Origin of the sequence: Marivita sp. (assembly GCF_020055635.1) — a bacterium.
GTDB lineage: Bacteria > Pseudomonadota > Alphaproteobacteria > Rhodobacterales > Rhodobacteraceae > Marivita.
On record NZ_JAIPUT010000069.1, the window covers coordinates 1 to 17,182 of the forward strand.

Annotated in this window: 16 protein-coding genes and 1 tRNA gene; 4 read left to right on the forward strand and 13 right to left on the reverse strand. The window is 62.3% G+C overall.

Annotated features, from left to right (window positions below):
• The 4 genes from LCF60_RS20620 to LCF60_RS20635 all read right to left on the reverse strand — a co-directional run.
• Positions 1 to 444, reverse strand: a 444-nt coding sequence (locus LCF60_RS20620; RefSeq protein WP_292294422.1) for a hypothetical protein, incomplete at its 3' end; no start/stop codon positions are given.
• 233 nt (positions 445 to 677) lie between these two features.
• Complete coding sequence (locus tag LCF60_RS20625) at positions 678 to 1,091, reverse strand: hypothetical protein (protein WP_292294423.1); 414 nt, start codon at positions 1,089 to 1,091, stop codon at positions 678 to 680.
• A 998-nt stretch (positions 1,092 to 2,089) separates the two neighbouring features.
• A tRNA-Asn gene (locus LCF60_RS20630) sits at positions 2,090 to 2,164 on the reverse strand.
• 71 nt (positions 2,165 to 2,235) lie between these two features.
• Entirely contained in the window at positions 2,236 to 3,150 is a 915-nt protein-coding gene (locus LCF60_RS20635; protein WP_292294424.1) for an MBL fold metallo-hydrolase, read from the reverse strand.
• A 90-nt stretch (positions 3,151 to 3,240) separates the two neighbouring features.
• On the opposite strand from LCF60_RS20635, the gene LCF60_RS20640 reads away from it, so the two are divergent.
• Together LCF60_RS20640 and LCF60_RS20645 are read left to right on the forward strand one after the other, a co-directional pair.
• Positions 3,241 to 4,539, forward strand: coding sequence for an ATP-binding protein (locus LCF60_RS20640; protein WP_292294425.1), 1,299 nt, complete (start codon positions 3,241 to 3,243; stop codon positions 4,537 to 4,539).
• A gap of 168 nt (positions 4,540 to 4,707) precedes the next feature.
• Positions 4,708 to 5,151 (forward strand): hotdog domain-containing protein, encoded by a 444-nt coding sequence (locus tag LCF60_RS20645; protein WP_292294426.1) that lies wholly within the window; start codon positions 4,708 to 4,710, stop codon positions 5,149 to 5,151.
• Positions 5,152 to 5,155: 4 nt separating this feature from the next.
• Here the strand turns inward: LCF60_RS20645 and LCF60_RS20650 are convergent, their stop codons facing one another.
• From LCF60_RS20650 to LCF60_RS20690, 9 genes are all read right to left on the reverse strand, one after another.
• Positions 5,156 to 7,366, reverse strand: coding sequence for a PAS-domain containing protein (locus tag LCF60_RS20650; protein ID WP_292294427.1), 2,211 nt, complete (start codon positions 7,364 to 7,366; stop codon positions 5,156 to 5,158).
• Positions 7,353 to 8,576 carry an FIST N-terminal domain-containing protein gene (locus tag LCF60_RS20655; RefSeq protein ID WP_292294428.1) on the reverse strand — a complete coding sequence of 408 codons (1,224 nt, stop codon included), beginning with the start codon at positions 8,574 to 8,576 and terminating at the stop codon, positions 7,353 to 7,355. The genes LCF60_RS20650 and LCF60_RS20655 overlap by 14 nt, the downstream gene beginning before the upstream one ends.
• 15 nt (positions 8,577 to 8,591) lie before the next feature.
• Positions 8,592 to 9,275 (reverse strand): response regulator transcription factor, encoded by a 684-nt coding sequence (locus tag LCF60_RS20660; RefSeq protein WP_292294429.1) that lies wholly within the window; start codon positions 9,273 to 9,275, stop codon positions 8,592 to 8,594.
• A 119-nt stretch (positions 9,276 to 9,394) separates the two neighbouring features.
• Entirely contained in the window at positions 9,395 to 10,684 is a 1,290-nt protein-coding gene (locus LCF60_RS20665) for a branched-chain amino acid ABC transporter permease (RefSeq protein ID WP_292294430.1), read from the reverse strand.
• Positions 10,681 to 11,691: a branched-chain amino acid ABC transporter permease gene (locus LCF60_RS20670; protein ID WP_292294436.1), complete on the reverse strand. Its 1,011-nt coding sequence runs from the start codon at positions 11,689 to 11,691 to the stop codon at positions 10,681 to 10,683. The genes LCF60_RS20665 and LCF60_RS20670 overlap by 4 nt, the downstream gene beginning before the upstream one ends.
• A gap of 88 nt (positions 11,692 to 11,779) precedes the next feature.
• Entirely contained in the window at positions 11,780 to 12,610 is an 831-nt protein-coding gene (locus LCF60_RS20675; RefSeq protein ID WP_292294431.1) for an ABC transporter ATP-binding protein, read from the reverse strand.
• Positions 12,607 to 13,386: an ABC transporter ATP-binding protein gene (locus LCF60_RS20680; protein WP_292294432.1), complete on the reverse strand. Its 780-nt coding sequence runs from the start codon at positions 13,384 to 13,386 to the stop codon at positions 12,607 to 12,609. Before LCF60_RS20680 ends, LCF60_RS20675 begins: the two co-directional genes overlap by 4 nt.
• An 88-nt stretch (positions 13,387 to 13,474) precedes the next feature.
• A complete protein-coding gene (locus tag LCF60_RS20685; protein WP_292294433.1) occupies positions 13,475 to 14,671 on the reverse strand; it encodes an ABC transporter substrate-binding protein in 1,197 nt (398 codons plus the stop codon).
• A gap of 4 nt (positions 14,672 to 14,675) precedes the next feature.
• On the reverse strand, positions 14,676 to 14,915 hold the full coding sequence (locus tag LCF60_RS20690) for a hypothetical protein (protein WP_292294434.1): 240 nt from the start codon (positions 14,913 to 14,915) through the stop codon (positions 14,676 to 14,678).
• Positions 14,916 to 15,017: 102 nt separating this feature from the next.
• On the opposite strand from LCF60_RS20690, the gene LCF60_RS20695 reads away from it, so the two are divergent.
• Positions 15,018 to 16,082, forward strand: a complete 1,065-nt coding sequence (locus LCF60_RS20695; protein ID WP_292294437.1) for a PQQ-dependent sugar dehydrogenase — start codon at positions 15,018 to 15,020, stop codon at positions 16,080 to 16,082.
• 350 nt (positions 16,083 to 16,432) lie between these two features.
• Positions 16,433 to 17,182, forward strand: a 750-nt coding sequence (locus LCF60_RS20700) for a hypothetical protein (protein WP_292294435.1), incomplete at its 3' end; no start/stop codon positions are given.

Sequence of the window (17,182 nt, forward strand, 5' to 3'; positions counted from 1 at the left end):
GAAAGAGAGACGTGATTCACAGTCCTCTTGCCGAAGCTCTCGGACGCGATCCATTGCTGTCCGCAACTCGTCGGTCAGAATACAAATCTCCTCAACAATGGGATCGTTCGGGTCGATCGCTGCAAAAAATCCCATGTAGGGTTTACCTGGATCGTCGGTCTCTTCGAGGCCAAGGATCGCATGAATCTGGTTCAACATGATCCATGCCCGATCATCGACGTACTGAAGATCTTCGAGGCGTGCCGCGCAATTGTCGACGAGACGACACGCCTCGTAGCCTCCAAGCATTCGATTGGCATGCCACAGCTCGGCGTGACGATTCCGGATTAGAGACAGGATTGGGGCGTCAGTGATTGCCTGCTTTGCAGAATTGATATCTGAGGCGACTTTCGTTTTTTGGGACATTGATTTCTCCAGCGTGTTTCCGCAATTGTTGCGGGTCAAGAATTCTGCTGAAGTGGCCAGCCCATTTTTTCTTGTTTTTCTGTCAGCTGAGATGTTCCCGTGTCGCTTCAACGAAAGAGCGACGCGGGAGCCTAATCGCTGACTGCACGTTCTCCGGTCAAACTCGCTGCTATTGGGTGGTGTGGTGAATGATCCGGGACCTGTGGGCACCGAGGGCAGGGGTGCCGTTCGTGTCAAGGGATCGCCGTATTCCGGCGACCCACAGCCTCTGCTCAGGCTTTTCGATGAGATTTTAACCGCGCTTCGGTCCAAACGCGCCTATCCTCTGATTGAGACAACGCAGTTGACAGCCCCTCGCTGAGGCATCGAATTTCTTCCACAACCGGATCACACGGATCGATCGCCACAAAATATCCCATCAGCGGTCGGTCCGGATTTCCATCATGCTCCAGCGCAAGCACAGTCGCGATCTGTTCGAGCATCTCCTGCGTTCGATCCGTGAGGGCGCGTTCACGTTCGAGAATTTCGGCGCATCGATCCACCAGGCGGGCCGCGTCATAACCACTGAGAAATCGCGCGGTGTGCCAGAGGTGCGAATGGTGTTTCCCCATGAAGATGAGAACGGGGAGGGCAGTAAATTCGGCTGCATCGAAGTTCGGCGGTGCAGCTTTATGTGCATTTTTCATCGGTGGTCTCCAGCTTGAGGGTCCGCGGCGGGCGCGGGTCAAGATTGGGTTGCTGGAGTGCCATCGGCCTGTCAGAGGGTGACTGGAACGGTTTATTCTTTTTTGGCTGGGGATGGATCAAGGCGTGGCTTCACGAAAAAGCCACGCCTGAGCACGTCACCACCGGACCTTTTTGCGATCATGCACCTAACATCGATCCTGAATGTCTGTTGCATCCGTGTGTTCGTGTCGGGTGCACGTTTTCAGGATGCGAGCACGTCATCCGAAATGCGCGCAAGAGCTTCCACCGCTCTGAGGCGCCGGATCTTTCGGGCGACGATCTCGTAATCTTTTGCGAAATCTCCGCCTCGTGCTGAAGCATCGCGCCGACCAGGAGGCGATCTGCGCCCTGCGCGATCAATGACATCCCGATACTTGCCTCGAACATAGACGTCACGCAGGCAGTCGTCGGCAATTCGCCAGATAAATGCCACCAGAGAATTGTGGGAAGCCTAGTTCATCTAAGACCTTCTTTTGATTTGTTTCTCGGCCGCTTAAGCGTTTGATCGGAAGTTACCATCCGATCGAGAATTTCACAATGAAACACCGTTCGCGCATCTCACCGAAGGAAGCGGAGCACGTTACGGCACTTCCCCGCGAAACTCGAGGAACGGTAAATTTCCAATCTAAAACATCCAAGAATATGCCGCAACCAGCCCAAGGCTCCAGAGGAAGGTGTAGCCCTCTGGAACGCCTGAAAAGGAAACGGCCATAGCGACGAAGTAACGAGCGGTCTCGGCGCAGTCATGGCGCGCAACGAATTATGCGACACCAAGTTTGCACGAGGAGAGAGCGACTATGGCCGGGCGCGACGAAGACGGCAAAAAATGCGGAAAGAGAGGCCCAAACCCCAAACTCTTTCTGTGAATTTCAGAAAAATTTTTTGGGCAGTCTTTTGGATGGGTTACCAAATTGTAGAAACCATAAATCCTATATTATCATAGACTTACAGTTTTATTTGGCTCCGGCGGTAGGGATCGAACCTACGACCAATTGATTAACAGTCAACTGCTCTACCGCTGAGCTACGCCGGAACACGAGGCGGGGTTTAGCAACAGTGATCAGGCACGTCCAGAGGGTTTGATGAAAAAAATCGTCTTTGAACTCAGATGCGTTCGAAGGCGACGTCGGACGTCAGGTTTCCTGTCGGGGCGACCAGGTTTCTTCCATTCAGATCAATGAGATGGGCAAGCACGTTGCGGGTCGCGGCGGGCAGCAGGGCTGGCGGGGTGTCGGTGTAAATCTGCCGGGCCAGGGTTCCGCTCGTGGCGGGGCCCGCCTTCAGCGCGTCGAGCACGGCGGCTTCACGGGACAGACGGTGTCCGATCAGCCAGTCGATACGGGCAGCAGGGTCGGGGATCGGCGCGCCATGACCGGAATGCAGAACGCGCCAGTCGCCGTTCCGGAGCCTGCGACAGGAGGCCATGAAATCCGTCAGATCGCCATCGGGCGGCGAGACGAGAGAACTGGCCCAGCCCATGACCAGATCGCCGCAGAAGAGCGTGTCGCCCCAGGCAAAGCTCAGGTGATTGCCGAAATGTCCGGGCGTGTGCAGCGCGGTCAGGTCCCAGCCGTCGCCCGTGACCGTGTCGCCATCCGCAAGGGTCAGGTCGGGTACAAATCCAGTGTCCACGCCTTCTCCGCCGGCCATCAAGCCTTGCGCGGCGAGGCGTTGCATCACCGGGCTGCGACCGCCGCGCGCGTCCGAAAAGGCGTAGACCGGTGCGCCGGTGCGATCGCTCAGCGGGGCCGCGAGCGGCGAATGGTCGACATGCGCATGTGTGACGAGGATCGCCGAAACCCGCGCGGTGCCGACGGCCTCGAGAATGGCGTTCAGATGAGCGGGATGCGCCGGGCCAGGGTCGATCACCGCGATCTCGGCCTCACCGACCAGATAGGTGTTGGTTCCCCGGAATGTCATCGGGGACGGGTTCGGCGCGAGGATCCGACGCAGGCCGTCGGCCAGCCTGTCGGGTCGGCCGGGCAGCGGGCGGAAATCGGGTTGCGGGTCGGAGTCCATACGAGCAAGAGCATCAGGGTCGTCGGGGAAATGCAATCCCTGTCGCTTGCGGTCATTCCGTTTTGACGGAGGCTGGAGTAGCGTGGCGGCATGACCTTTGACTGGCTCAAGAACTACATGCCCCGCGGCATCTACGGCCGTGCCGCGCTGATCCTGATCCTGCCGGTGGTGACACTGCAACTGGTGGTGTCGGTGGTGTTCATCCAGCGGCATTTCGAAGGTGTGACACGGCAGATGAGCCGCGAGATGGCGCGGCAGGTCAACACCGCGCTGGCGCCGGAATGGGCGGACAGCCAGGCGATGGCCGAGGCGCTCAACATCGACTTCCTGCCGACATCCGCTGCCGACATGCCGGTTGGCGACCTGCGACGCTGGTACGATTTTTCCGGCATCGTAGTGATCCGGACGCTGCACGACCAGGTTATCGGCCTGGAACGTGTGCATCTTGTCGATGACTGGACGGTCTTTGTCTGGGTCCAGCGGGGCGACCAGCCGCTTCGCAAGATAGAGTTCGCCCGAGAGCGCGTGTCGGCGTCGAATCCGCATCAGCTGTTGGTGAACATGGTGGTGTTCGGCGCGCTGATGACCCTGATCGCCTTTCTCTACCTGCGCAACCAGCTGCGCCCGATCACCCGGCTGGCCGAGGCCGCCGAGGCCTTTGGCCGGGGCCGGCACCTGCCGTATTCGCCCTCCGGCGCGGTCGAGGTTCGCTCGGCGGGGCATGCCTTTCTCGACATGCGGGCGCGGATCGAGCGGCAGATCGAACAGCGCACCATGATGTTGTCGGGAATCAGTCATGACCTTCGCACGCCACTGACCCGGTTGCGGCTGGGTGTGTCGATGCTCGAGGACGAAGATCGCGAGCCATTGGAGCGCGATATCGACGACATGCAGAAACTGATCGACGCCTTCCTGGATTTTGCCCGTGGCAATGCCGACAACACCCAGCCCGAACCGACCGCGATTCCGGATTTCGTGCAGGGCGTGGTCGATGATTGCCACCGCAGCGGCACGCCGGTGACGTTGGTCAGAGCGGATGGGGCAGGGCAGGTCACGCTGCGCCAGTCGGCGATGCGGCGGTCGCTGGAAAACCTGATCGGCAATGCCGAACGCTATGGTACGCGATGCGAGGTCTCGGTGGCGCTGACGGAAAAATCCCTGCGGATCCGGATCGAGGATGACGGCCCCGGTATCGCCGCCGAACACCGCGACGCGGCGCTGCGGCCTTTCGTCAGGCTCGATCCGGCGCGCAACCAGGACAAGGGATCCGGCGTCGGCCTCGGGCTGGCGATCGCCGCCGACATCGCCCGTGCGCATGGCGGCGTGTTGCGGCTGGGCCAGAGCGAGGCTCTGGGCGGATTGCGGGCCGATATCGTGATCGCGCGTTAGACTGCGCGAGCCCTGCCTTGCCGGTCCTGTCAGGGCCGGACAATGGTTGCCCTGCCCAAATTCGGGCATCCGTCACGAAATATGTTGAAAAAATCATCGCGAATGTAGGATACAGGGAACGTTCGGCTACGACCGTATACAATGATAGACTGAAACAGGGCCTTCGGGATGTCGGCATACACTTACGTTCACGACGTGATGCTACGGGACTGTGAACCATCGGGGATCGTCTTCCTGCCCCGATATTTCGAAATGGTGCATACGGTCATCGAAAACTGGCTGGATGAGGCGCTGGACTGGCCGATGAGCCAGATCCAGGGCAGCGACGGGTTGTCCCTGCCATTCGTGAACATCTCTGCGGATTTTCCGGCCCCCAGCCGGTTGGGCGATCGCCTGACATGGCGGCTTGTGGTCCGAGAGGTGCGCCGCAGCAGCATGTGGCTGGAACTGACGGGGACCACCGGTGCCGAAACGCGGGTGACGGTGACCGGGACGCTGGTTCTTTCCGAAGCCGTGGCCCTGCGCACAAGGCGCTGGCCGGATGCCATCACCGAGCGGGTCCGCGATTACCTGGTCGCCCCCAAGCCCACCGCCGAAAAGGTGGCCGAATAGCTGACTATCCGGCGGCGCGTCGGGCGGCGGCCTGAAGGAATTCCATCAATTTGCCCCGGTCCAGCGGTTTCAGCAGCAGGTCGATTTCAAGACGCTTGGTGTCCTGACGCAATTGCGGCGATCGGTCCGCCGAAACGATGGCGCCGGGCAGGGGGCCGAGGCGCCGCACCAGCTCTTGATACAGCTCGATCCCGTTCGCGCCATCGCCCAGCTGGTAATCCAGCAAGAGCGCATCCGGCGCGATCTGCAAATCCTCCATCAGGTCAAGCGCGCTTTCGGCGTCTTCGCATTCGATGGCACTCACTCCCCAGCTTTCGATCAGGAGCGACATGGCCCGCCGCAGCTGCGGATCGTTTTCCACCAGCAATACGATCAGGCCGGATTGCTGCAAGCCCCGCGACGTGGTGCCGGGCACCTTGACCGGGCGGTGCAGCGCAGACTGCCGGGCGATGGGCACATTCAGCATGAAGCACGACCCCCGGCCGGGTTCGGACCAAAGCCCCAACGGATGCCCCAGCCGCGCGCAAGCCCGTTCCACGATGGCCAGCCCAAGTCCCAGCCCGTCATTGTCGCTGGCCTTGGCATCCAGGCGGCGGAATTCCTCGAAGATCGAATTCTGATCCGCTTCGGCAATGCCCGGTCCGGTGTCCCAGACTTCGATCCGGGCCGAGTCGCCATTGCGGCGCGCGCCCACCACGACACGCCCTGAATGGGTGTAGCGGATCGCGTTCGTCAGCAGGTTCTGGACGATCCGGCGCAGGTAGCTAGGGTCGGATTCCACCACATGCGAGCTGTCCACGATGCGCAGGCTCAGTCCCTTTTGCGCGGCCATCATCTCCATCTCGTCGCGCAGAGGGTCAAAGATCTCGCGCAGGGCCACGGGGCGGATGTCGAAACTCAGCCCGTCGGATTCCAGCTTCGAGATGTTGAGCAGTGCGTCGATGATCTGCTCTGCAGCCCCCAGGGCAGTTTCCGCCTTCGAAAGCACCGCCTGCTCGTTCGGCGTGTCGATCTGGTCGGACAAAGCCGCGATGAACAGCTTGGCCGCGGAGAGAGGCTGCAAGAGGTCGTGGCTCGCGGCGGCGACGAAGCGCGATTTGGAGGCGTTGGCCCGCTCGGCCGCGCTCAGCGCGTCTTCAAGTTCGAGCGTGCGTTCCATCACCCGCTGTTCGAGGATCTCGTTGAGTTCGTACAGCCTCTTGGCGGCTTCGCGTTCCGCCGTGACATCGGTGCAAGAGATCACGAAGCCCCGATCCGGCATCGCGCGGCCGAAGATGTGCAGGATGAGGCTGTCTCCGCGCTGCACCTCGAAGGACACCGGCTGGCGCAACCCGTCAGCGAGCGCCCAGCGTCGGAACGCGGCCCGGTCGATGCCACGCGTGAACTGGAACGCGTCGTCCAGATCGTCAAGCAATCCGATGAAGGACGCGCCGATCCGCAGCCGGCGGGCGGGGATCGACAGAAGGCTGCCCAGCTTGCTGTTCCAGCCGACCAACTGCGCGTTCTCGTCGAAAATGCAGACCCCCTGGTTCAGATGGTCCAGCGTCGCGCGGATCATGCGGGTCTGCTTGTCCCGCAGCTTGGCCTGCTCTTGGCGTTCGACGCGCATGATGTCGGTGATGTCGGTCTGAAGAATGACCGTGCCACCGTTCGCGGTGCGGTGTTCGGAGACCTGCAACCACCGATCATGCTTGAGCTGAACGTTGAACATCACCCGCCGGTCCTCGTGCCGCCTGCGACGCAGCTTGGCCCAGGTCCGGCGATCCTCCATGTCGGGTAAATGAAGATAGGCAGACCGGCTGACCCGGTCGACATAGTCGTCGAAGGGCAGCCCCGGTTGCAGATCATCGGCCGTGTCGCGAAAATCGCGGCAGAAGCGCGAGTTGCACATGACCAGGAAGTCATCGGGATCGAACAGCGCGAAGCCTTCCGAGATGGTCTCGATGGCGTCGGCGAGGTTGCGGCGCGCCGCTTCGGTTTCCGCATTTGCGCTGGCCAGTTGCGCATTGGCGTCATGCAGCAGGTCCAGCGTGCTTTCCAGTTCCAGCGTGCGTTCCCGCACCCGCTTTTCCAACAGCGCCGCGCGTTCGAACTGAGCATAGGCAGCGCCCGATTGCGACGTTCCGTACTCGACCCGGCGCATCAGGCTGTCGGTGATCTTGAGCAGCTTTTCGTTCTGCCGCTCCAGGCTGTCGCTCGGATTAATCAGCGACATCGGTCGGCTCCCGGCTCAGGGCAGGGTAGATGGCGACGCCGGTCAGGGTCTGGTTGACATGCATTCCGCCGATCTGCTCGCCATAGGTCGAAAAGCCCACGACGTTATGGGCGCTCAGCACGTCCGAGACGGCGCGGGTTTTCTGCAACCGCCCCGCCTCGATCCGGCGCAGGATGCAGTCGCAGCCCAGGATGACGTCCGGTTTGTCGTGCTTGGCCAGATCGCGCAATCCGCGGTCGAGATGATCGACCATGTCGTCATGGCTGGCCAGCGTCAGGACCATGCCTTCGTTGATCGCCGAAAAGAACACGAGGTCATGGTTTTCCTTGACCTGCTGGATCGCACGAACATGGTGCGCGTCGCCCAGGCGGACGACAACCGGATGCTCGGCAAAGGTGAACTGGTCCAGCTGGTTGGGGTCCAGCCCCAGCAGCCGCGCGTATTCCAGCGCGGCCGGTTCGGCGTTGATCTCGTGCACGATGCGGCGCTCGGGCAACGCGGAGGTCACGACCATGCGCTGTTCGGTGGGCACCAGGTGATCGAGGCTGAACACCCGGACCGGCCGGTCGCAGCGGATCACGGCGACGATCGCGGCGTTCTTCATGATGACCCCGTTGCGCGCAAGCCATGTCTGCCCGAACCGCGTCCCGTCGCCTGACGACCCGCCGAAGAGCGGCGTCGGGCCCAGCCCGGCGGACAGGAAGGCTGTCAACTGCTCTTCGCGAAGGCTCAGCCCGTCGACCATCAGAAAGGCGAATTCCGAGGTCCAGTCCGGCGATGTCTGCGTCAGGGCAAGCCGCGCCTCGATCAACCCTCCGGCGACAGTCTGCTCTTCGATATCGTCAAGGTCCTCAATGGCATATGTCAGGATGTTGAAGTGCGCGGACCGAAAGGCAACCGCGATGATCTGGTCCTCCTCGTAGCCGGACTGGCCGATCTCGCCCGCCGTGGTGCAGGCCAGCACATCCGCGCCCCCGAAGCGGTGCGCGGTCTCGGAGATCAAGCCGCCGAAATCCGCCTCGGGGGACACGAACAGGCAGACAAGCTCGAAAGGTCCCGGTCCGAGTTGCCTGGCGATCTGGTCGGCAGAATCTGCATCGTCGCCGTTCACTTGCGCGATTGCGACGACCTCCGTGGCGGGTTCAGAGCCTTCGGTATCAGGAAAAACCCTGCTTCCTTCCACGATCTGGATCCCATGTGTTGGCTGCATGGGATGATAGGGGGATCACATGTCGCTTGGCAAGACTCGGTTGAACCGCGCCTCTTGCGCAATCAGCACGGCCTGCGTGCGGCTGTGAACCCCGAGTTTGCGCATGATCGCGGTCACATGGGCCTTCACCGTGGTCTCGGCGATGGACAGGTCAAAGGCGATCTGCTTGTTCAGCTTGCCTTCGCAGATCAGGTTCAGGATCCGCGCCTGCTGGTTGGTGAGCGACGCGAGCCGGGTCAGCGCTTCTTCCGGGGCATCGCGTCCGCCGTCCTGTCCCTTGGGGTCGATATAGCCGTCCGGCACGAAGGAGTGCCCCGCCCGCACCGCGTCGAACGCCTTGCGGAACACCGCGCGCTGCGAATGCTTGGGCACGAACCCGTCCGCTCCGGCCTTGAGAGCATGGGTGATCATCCGGTCATCGGCCATCGACGATACGATCAGTATGGTCGATTTCGGCGCGGCGGTCCGCAGCCGAACCAAACCATCGAGCCCGTTCACATCCGGCAGGTTGAGATCGAGCAGGACCAGGTCGAAGTCGTCTTCTGACCGGACCTTGTCGAGAGACGCCTCCAGCGTGCCGGCGGTCTGGATGTCGACGAAGTCCGCGATCGACCGCAAGGTCAGCGCCAGGGCATCGCAGAACAGGGGATGGTCATCGACCACCAAGGCGGTCAGCGCGGTTGTGGGAATGTCTCGCATTGAACAGCTCACTTCTGTCGTCCTTTCGGCAGACGCGACGGCCATCTGCCAATCCTAGCAGAGTAGGACGAAGTTCGCGGCACGTCTCTAGCCGAAAGGTCTCATAGTCGGGACAGGCGTTACCGCTCGGGCAGAAGCCCGCGCGGATTGAGCCTCAGCACCAGCAACAGGATCAGACCCATGGTCAGCAGACGCATGTGCTGCACACTGTCCATCAGGTGATCCTTGAGCCAGGACCCGTCCGGCATCCCCGCCGTGAGACCCGACATCAGCAATTGTCCCATCGGTTCGACCTGCACCCAGAGGAACCAGATCAGGAACCCGCCCAGCACCGCGCCCAGATTGTTGCCCGACCCTCCGACGATCACCATCACCCAGACAAGGAACGTATAGCGCAGCGGCTGGTAACTGCCCGGCGTGAGCTGCCCGTCCAGCGTGGTCATCATCGCGCCCGCGACGCCGCAGATGGCCGAACCGAGGATGAACACCTGCAAGTGCCGTGCCGTGACGTCCTTGCCCATGGCGCGGGCCGCGGTCTCGTTGTCGCGAATGGCGCGCATCATCCGGCCCCAGGGGCTGTTGAGCGCCAGCTGCGCCAGCACCAGCAGCACGACCAGCACCGCGGCGAAGAGCACCCCGTATTCCAGCTTGACGTAGATCGTCGAGGCCGTGGTCGCGTCCATGCCGAACCCCGCCGCGCGTTCGACGAAAGCCGGATCGTTCTGCAGATCGACCTCGTAGGGCACGGGCCGGGGCAGGCCGATCACGTTCTTCACGCCACGTGCCATCCAGTCCTCGTTCTTGAGAACCGCGATGATGATCTCGGCAATGCCGAGCGTCGCGATGGCCAGGTAATCCGAGCGCAGGCCAAGCGCCGTCTTGCCGATCACGTAAGCCGCTCCGGCGGCCAGCACTCCGCCCACCGGCCAGGCCAGCAGCACCGGCAAGCCCAGACCGCCAAGATATCCCGTCCGCGCCGCGTCCACGGATTCCACTGCATCCACCGCCGGATCAAGCACCATGCGGTAGATGACCATCCCGACCAGCAGCACCGCAGCCGTTGCCCAGCCCCGCAGCTTGCCGGAGGTCCGCGACCACACCAGGACCGCCGCCACGATGGTCGCCGCTCCCAGCGTCAGCCCCAGCAGGATGCCGCCACCCCCGGCCTGCCAGGCCGCGCCCACCGGCGGCATCGAGATCAGCACCACGGCCAGACCACCCAGCGCGACAAAGCCCATGACCCCGACATTGAACAGCCCCGCGAGACCCCATTGCAGGTTGACACCCAGCGCCATGATCGCGCTGATCAGGCCCATGTTGAGAATGAGCAGCGCCGCGTTCCAGCTTTGCAGAACCCCGGTGCCCAGGATCAGGCAGGCCACAACGGCAAAAAGCAGAACCGTCCTCATAGCGATTTCCCCCGGAAAAGGCCCGTCGGCCGAAACAGCAGAACGATCACGAGGATCACGAAGCTGACCGCGAACTTGTATTCGGTGCTCAGGATTTGCACCAACCCGTCAGGCTCCAGCGCCGGCGGCATCAGGTAGACCAGCACCTTCTTCCAGGCATAGGTGATGCCGACCTCCGAAAACGCAATCACGAACCCGCCCGCGATGGCGCCCAGCGGGTTGCCCAGGCCCCCGACGATGGCGGCGGCAAAGATCGGCAGCAGAAGCTGGAAATAGGTGAAGGCCTTGAACGACTTGTCCAGCCCGTAAAGAACCCCGGCCACAGTCGCCAATGACGCCACGATCAGCCAGGTCACCAGAACCACGCGCTCCGGGTTGATGCCCGACAGAAGCGCCAGATCCTCGTTGTCGGAAAACGCCCGCATGGATTTGCCGGTGCGCGTCTTGTTCAGGAACCAGAACAGCGCCGCCACCACGACCACCGCCGTCACCACGGTGATGACCTGCGTTGTGCGCAGCGCCAGGCCTTCCTCGAGCCCCGTCATGTCGCGGAAGGTGCGCGCCGAGATCACGAACCGCTCGCCATCGGCAAAGCGGTGATCGTCGGGTCCGATGATGATGCGGGTGAACCCGTTGTAGATGAACATCACTCCCATCGACACGATGACAAGGATCACCGGCTTGGCCTTCTGCGCGCGGTAGAACTTGTAGACATATTTGTCGGTCAGGAGCACAATTGCCGCCGCCCCCAGGATGCCGAAAGGAATGGCCAGCAAAGCGGTGGGGAAGGGGCCAAGGCTGACGCCCATGCCCTGCAACCCCCAGGTCACAAGCACGGCGAACATGGTGCCCACCGCCATCGTGTCGCCATGGGCGAAGTTGGAAAACCGCAGGATTCCGTAGATCAGCGTCACGCCCAACGCGCCCAGCGCCAGCTGGCTGCCATAGGCAATCGCCGGGATCAGCACGAAATTGGCCAGCGCCACGATGCCGTTCAACAGATCGATCACTGTGCACCTCCGGTGGTCACGGGGCGCGTCCCCTGCTTCTTCTCTTCAAAAATATGCAATTGCCACATCTCCCCCCGCGCTCCCGTCATCCGCCCAGGAACGACCGGCGCACATCCGGGTTCGCCAAAAGGTCCTTGCCGGTACCGGAATAGCCATTGGCGCCCTGCACAAGCACATATCCCTTGTCCGCGATCTCCAGCGCCTGCCGCGCATTCTGCTCCACCATCAGGATCGAGATTCCGGTCCGCGCCACCTCGATGATGCGGTCGAACAGCTCGTCCATCACGATGGGCGACACGCCCGCTGTCGGCTCGTCCAGCATCAACACCTTGGGCTGGGTCATCAGCGCGCGACCCACGGCCACCTGCTGGCGTTGCCCACCGGACAATTCGCCCGCCGGCTGGTTGCGCTTTTCGCGCAGGATGGGGAACAGCTCGTAGACCTGCGCCATAGTGGTGCGGAAATCGTCGGTGCGGATGAAGGCCCCCATCTCGAGGTTCTCTTCCACCGTCATCGACGTGAAGATGTTCGAGGTCTGCGGCACGAAGCCCATGCCATGGCGCACCCGCGCCTGTGGCGTCAGTTGCGTGATGTCCTGTCCGTCGAGCAGCACGCGCCCCTCGCGCAGGTCGAGCATGCCGAACACCGCCTTCATCGCCGTCGATTTGCCCGCGCCGTTGGGACCGACGATCACCGCGATCTCGCCGCGTTCGACGGCGATGGTGCAATCGTGCAGGATGTCCGGTCCGGTCTTGCCGTAGCCGCCGGTCATGTTTTCGCCGATCAGGAACGGTCCGTCCTTGCCGGGCATCGGGTTCGGCTGCGTGCCGGAGGCCGTCAGCGTACCCTGTCCGTGCGGGTTGGTGATCGACGCGTCCTTGTTGCCGCGGTCGTCCTGATACGGGTTGCCGCTCATCCGACCGCTTCCTTGTTCTTGAGCCCTGTTCCCAGGTAAGCCTCGATCACGCGCTCGTCGGCCTTGATCTCGTCGATGGTGCCTTTCGCCAGCACCTTGCCTTCGGCCATCACGATCACCGGATCACACAGGCGGCCGATGAAATCCATGTCGTGCTCGATCATGCAGAAGGTGTAGCCGCGTTCGGTGTTGAGCCGGATGATCGCGTCACCAATAGTGTTCAGAAGCGTGCGGTTCACACCTGCGCCGACCTCGTCCAGAAACACGATCCGCGCGTCGACCATCATGGTGCGGCCCAGTTCCAGCAGTTTTTTCTGTCCGCCCGAAACCTGGCCCGCCTTGTGGTCGGCCAGGTGTTCGATGGTCAGGAATTCCAGCACCTCGTCCGCCTTGGCGCGCAGCGCGCGTTCTTCGTCCGCGATGCGCTTGCGCCCGAACCACGTGTTCCACAGGGTCTCGCCGGTCTGGCCTCCCGGAACCATCATCAGGTTCTCGCGGCAGGACATCGAACTGAACTCGTGCGCAATCTGGAAGGTGCGCAGCAGCCCCTTGTGAAACAGGGTGTGCGGCGGCAGGCCGGTGATGTCTTCGCCCGCCATGAAGACCTGACCCGAGGTTGGTGGAAGAACGCCCGCCACGACATTGAAAAGTGTCGTCTTTCCTGCGCCGTTCGGCCCGACCAGCCCGGTGATCGACCCGCTTGCGATTTCAAGCGACGCGCCATCGACGGCGTGAAAGCCGCCGAAATGCCGGTGCAGGTTCCTGACTTCGATCATATGTCATCCACAGCGTCGAAACGCCCCTCGGTAACTTGAAACGGCGCAGGAAGTCCTGCGCCGCTTGTGTTTGCCTGAACCGGCGGGATCAGCGGTAGCCGACCACTTTCAACGCGCCGTCCTCGACGACGAATTCGGCATAGCTGCCAGCCGCTTCGCCCGACCCGACCAGTTCGACACCGGTTGCGCCCGCGTAATCCACGTCGCCGCCATCGGAGAGGATCTGGATTGCCTTGGCCAACTCGCCCGGCAGGATCGTCTCGCCGGGAGCGTTGGCGACCATTTCGATCTTGCCGACATAATCGGCAGGATCGCTTGACCCGGCTGCCGCCATCGCCAGCAGCATCAACGCCGCCGCGTCATAGCTTTCGCCCGCATAGACGCTGGTGCCGTCGATGCCCGCCGCGCTTGCCATCTCGGCAAACTTCGCACCGCCTTCGTTGTCGCTTCCCGGCGCGGTGCCGATGGTGCCGTCGATGTCGCTGCCGAAGGCTGCGGTCAGCGAGTCGCCGATCATGCCGTCGCCCAGCGCGAACATGTCGAAGGCCCCGCTGTCGATCGCGCCCTGGATGACACCCGCGCCACCCTGGTCGACATATCCCAGCACGACCAGCGCGTCGCCACCGGCCGAGGCCAGCGAACCGACTTCGGCCGAATAATCCGCCTTGCCGTCTTCATGCGGCGTCGACAGGGTCACGGTGCCGCCACCGGCCTCGTAGGACGATTGGAAGGCGTCGGCAAAGCCCTTGCCGTAGTCGTTGTTGGTGTAGGTGACGGCGGCTTCGCTGATGCCTTTTTCCAACATGATGTTGGCCAGCACCTCGCCTTGGCGCGCATCCGACGGCGCGGTGCGGAAGAACAGCCCATTGTCCTCGGCGTCGGTCAGGGCAGGCGATGTGGCCGAGGGCGAGATCATGACCATGCCATTCGGCACCGCCACGTTGGCCAGGACCGCGCCGGTCACACCGGAACAGTCGGGGCCCATCATCGCCTTGATCCCGTCGCTGGTGATCAGGCGCTCGGCGGCGGCAGTGGCTGCGGCGCTGTCGACGCATGTCGAATCCGCGCGCACCGATGTCACGGTTGCGCCATCCAGCAGCGCGCCGCTTTCGGAAACCTCGTTGATCGCCATCTCGGCGCCGGCGGCCATGTTCGGGGTCAGGGATTCGATCGGGCCGGTGAAACCCAGGATGATCCCCATCTTGATCTCGTTGGAATGGCTGTCCGCGAAGGCGGCTCCGGCCAGCAAGGCTCCCGCCGCTGTGGCTGTCAGTAACTTTTTCATGTGTTCACTCCCATGTTGGAACATCGTGATGTTCGCGGGTGACGATATTCATCTGCCAGGAAAAAGAAAAGACCTCTCGCGCAGGCGCCGCACGCTGCGGGATCGCCCGAAAATCAATGTCTTGCAGCCGATGACACGTGAATTTCTTCAGGTTTTGCCCCGATCCGGTCGGGCGCACGCATTCCGTCTCGCGCTTGCCGTTGCGGCAAGGTCGCCCATATGGATGAAGCACGAACTGCTGCATTCGGAGATCTGAGACATGACCATCCTGCGCCGCCTGACCCTGCCGGCATCTCTGGCCCCGTATCTGGCCTTGCTTCTGGTCGCCGCTCCGGTGACGTCGGCAATGGCGCAGGTGACATCAGAAACCCTGCGGACAAGTGCCGGCACGATGCAGGTCTCGGCGGTGGTGACCGGGCTCGACACGCCTTGGGCGTTCGGCTTTCTGCCCGATGGCAAGATCGTTCTCACCGAGCGCGAAGGCTCGGTGCTTCTGATCACGCCGGGCGAGGCTGCCGTGCCCCTGCGCAACCCGCCCGAGGTTTATCCGGACGGGCAGGGCGGGTTGCTCGATGTGCTTGTGCCACGCGACTTTGCGCAAAGCCGGGAGCTGATCTTCACGCATTCCAAACGCCAGGGAAGCGGCAGCGGGACGGCGGTGACAAAGGCCAGGCTGAACGCCGAGGGCACCGCGCTGGAACGCCATGTCACGATCTTCGAGATCGCCCCCGGCTCGAGCGGCGGGCGGCATTTCGGGTCGCGCATTGTCGAGGCACCGGATGGCACGCTTTTCCTGTCCGTGGGTGACCGGGGAGACAGGCCGGCGGCGCAGGACTTGGGATTGCACAACGGGTCGGTGCTTCGGATCACGCGGACCGGGCAGGTGCCGTCGGACAACCCGTTCGCGCAGACGCAAGGCGCGCAGCCCGAGATCTGGTCCTATGGCCATCGCAACCCGCAAGGGGTTGCGTTTGATGCCAATGGCCAGCTCTGGGTCAATGAACATGGCGCGCGGGGCGGAGATGAGGTCAACCGGATCGAGAAAGGCGCGAATTTCGGCTGGCCGGTCATTTCCTACGGACGGCACTATTCGGGCCGCTCCATCGGCGAAGGCACCGAGAAACCGGGCATGCTGCAACCCGCCGCCTACTGGGATCCCTCGATCGCGCCCTCGGGCATGGCGTTCTACAACACTGGCCCGGTCTCGGACTGGGCCGGCGACATGTTCGTCGGCTCACTCAAGTTCGACTATATCGCGCGGCTGGACGGGTCGCCGCTGCGCGAGGTCGAGCAGATCAAGGGCGACAGCACCCTGCGCGTCCGGGATATCCGCCAGGCGCCGAACGGCGACCTCTGGTTCCTGAGCGTCGGCAACGGAGCGCTCTACCGGATGTCCCGAGCGGGTTCGTGACACGGCGCGCGATGCGGTCCTGACGCCTGGTGATCAAGCCGAAACCTTTGCAGCAGGCGCCTCCTGACACGGGCTCGCAACAACCGGTTCTTGGCGCGTGTTGTGCAAAGACTGGGCAGATTTCGCTAGGAGGCCGAAATAATGCGTTACATCCAGCGAGATTCTGCCTAATTTTCCGGGCACGGAAAGCCTTTCTTTGACCATAAGCGCATTTCAGGCTTTGGTCCTTTTCGTCGTGGCTTTGGAATTTCACGAGTCATGCTGTTCGATAGTATCCAGGGGAAAGATTATGATTATGAATTACCAACGCCCTTTCGGGAGTGAAGACGGGGCTGCTCGGGAGATTTTGAATGCCTAGTTATTTCGAGATGATCAGGGCGAACGGGCTGTCTCGTTTCAAGGTCCAGATCGAAGATCCGCGCGCAGAGAACGGCGGCACCAACCCGCCCGGAAGCTGGACATATGTCGAGGGTGACGGCGACGACGGCTTCCAGCTAGGCACGCAGGGGACAGGTCACTATTTCTGGGGCGAGGAGGACGGCATCGTCCAGCTCAATCCGCCGCAGCTGGACAGCGTGTTGAGCTACACCATCCTGGTGCCCGAAGGGGAAGGTGGCGAATGGACGGTCCGCATCATGGGATCGCGCGACTCCGATGAACCGGAAGACGCGCGCAACGATGCCTGGTTGCGGGTCAACGGGGATTCCGAAGCTTTCCTCGTCAGTGACGTCAATGCCGTATCGCAGCAGGGTTTCGTGAAGGTCTTCGGCGGCGGCACGGAAATCTGGGGCGGCTATACCGGAGTCGATTCCGCGAATCCTGCCGAGAAGAATTTCCTTGCAACATTCGATCTTGAACCCGGTTTCCATACGATCGAAATCGCGGGTCGAAGCCAAGGATACCACATAGACTTCTTCGACGTCTACAAAGAGCGGGAGCCTTGGAAATTCGCATCGGATTCGCCTTTTGTCGAAGACGGACCGACCGATCCGACTGACCCAACCGATCCGACTGACCCAACCGATCCGACTGACCCAACCGATCCAACGGATCCGACCGATCCAACGGACCCGACCGATCCAACGGAACCGACCGATCCG

What these genes read in the sequence shown, in the direction of transcription:
- LCF60_RS20680 (WP_292294432.1), bottom strand. Translation starts at nt 13,386, where the DNA reads ATGATCGAAGTCAGGAACCTGCACCGGCATTTCGGCGGCTTTCACGCC.
- LCF60_RS20640 (WP_292294425.1), top strand. Translation starts at nt 3,241, where the DNA reads ATGACCTTTGACTGGCTCAAGAACTACATGCCCCGCGGCATCTACGGC.
- LCF60_RS20665 (WP_292294430.1), bottom strand. Translation starts at nt 10,684, where the DNA reads ATGAGGACGGTTCTGCTTTTTGCCGTTGTGGCCTGCCTGATCCTGGGC.
- LCF60_RS20685 (WP_292294433.1), bottom strand. Translation starts at nt 14,671, where the DNA reads ATGAAAAAGTTACTGACAGCCACAGCGGCGGGAGCCTTGCTGGCCGGA.
- LCF60_RS20660 (WP_292294429.1), bottom strand. Translation starts at nt 9,275, where the DNA reads ATGCGAGACATTCCCACAACCGCGCTGACCGCCTTGGTGGTCGATGAC.
- LCF60_RS20650 (WP_292294427.1), bottom strand. Translation starts at nt 7,366, where the DNA reads ATGTCGCTGATTAATCCGAGCGACAGCCTGGAGCGGCAGAACGAAAAG.
- LCF60_RS20690 (WP_292294434.1), bottom strand. Translation starts at nt 14,915, where the DNA reads ATGCAGCAGTTCGTGCTTCATCCATATGGGCGACCTTGCCGCAACGGC.
- LCF60_RS20675 (WP_292294431.1), bottom strand. Translation starts at nt 12,610, where the DNA reads ATGAGCGGCAACCCGTATCAGGACGACCGCGGCAACAAGGACGCGTCG.
- LCF60_RS20645 (WP_292294426.1), top strand. Translation starts at nt 4,708, where the DNA reads ATGTCGGCATACACTTACGTTCACGACGTGATGCTACGGGACTGTGAA.
- LCF60_RS20655 (WP_292294428.1), bottom strand. Translation starts at nt 8,576, where the DNA reads ATGCAGCCAACACATGGGATCCAGATCGTGGAAGGAAGCAGGGTTTTT.
- LCF60_RS20635 (WP_292294424.1), bottom strand. Translation starts at nt 3,150, where the DNA reads ATGGACTCCGACCCGCAACCCGATTTCCGCCCGCTGCCCGGCCGACCC.
- LCF60_RS20695 (WP_292294437.1), top strand. Translation starts at nt 15,018, where the DNA reads ATGGCGCAGGTGACATCAGAAACCCTGCGGACAAGTGCCGGCACGATG.
- LCF60_RS20625 (WP_292294423.1), bottom strand. Translation starts at nt 1,091, where the DNA reads ATGAAAAATGCACATAAAGCTGCACCGCCGAACTTCGATGCAGCCGAA.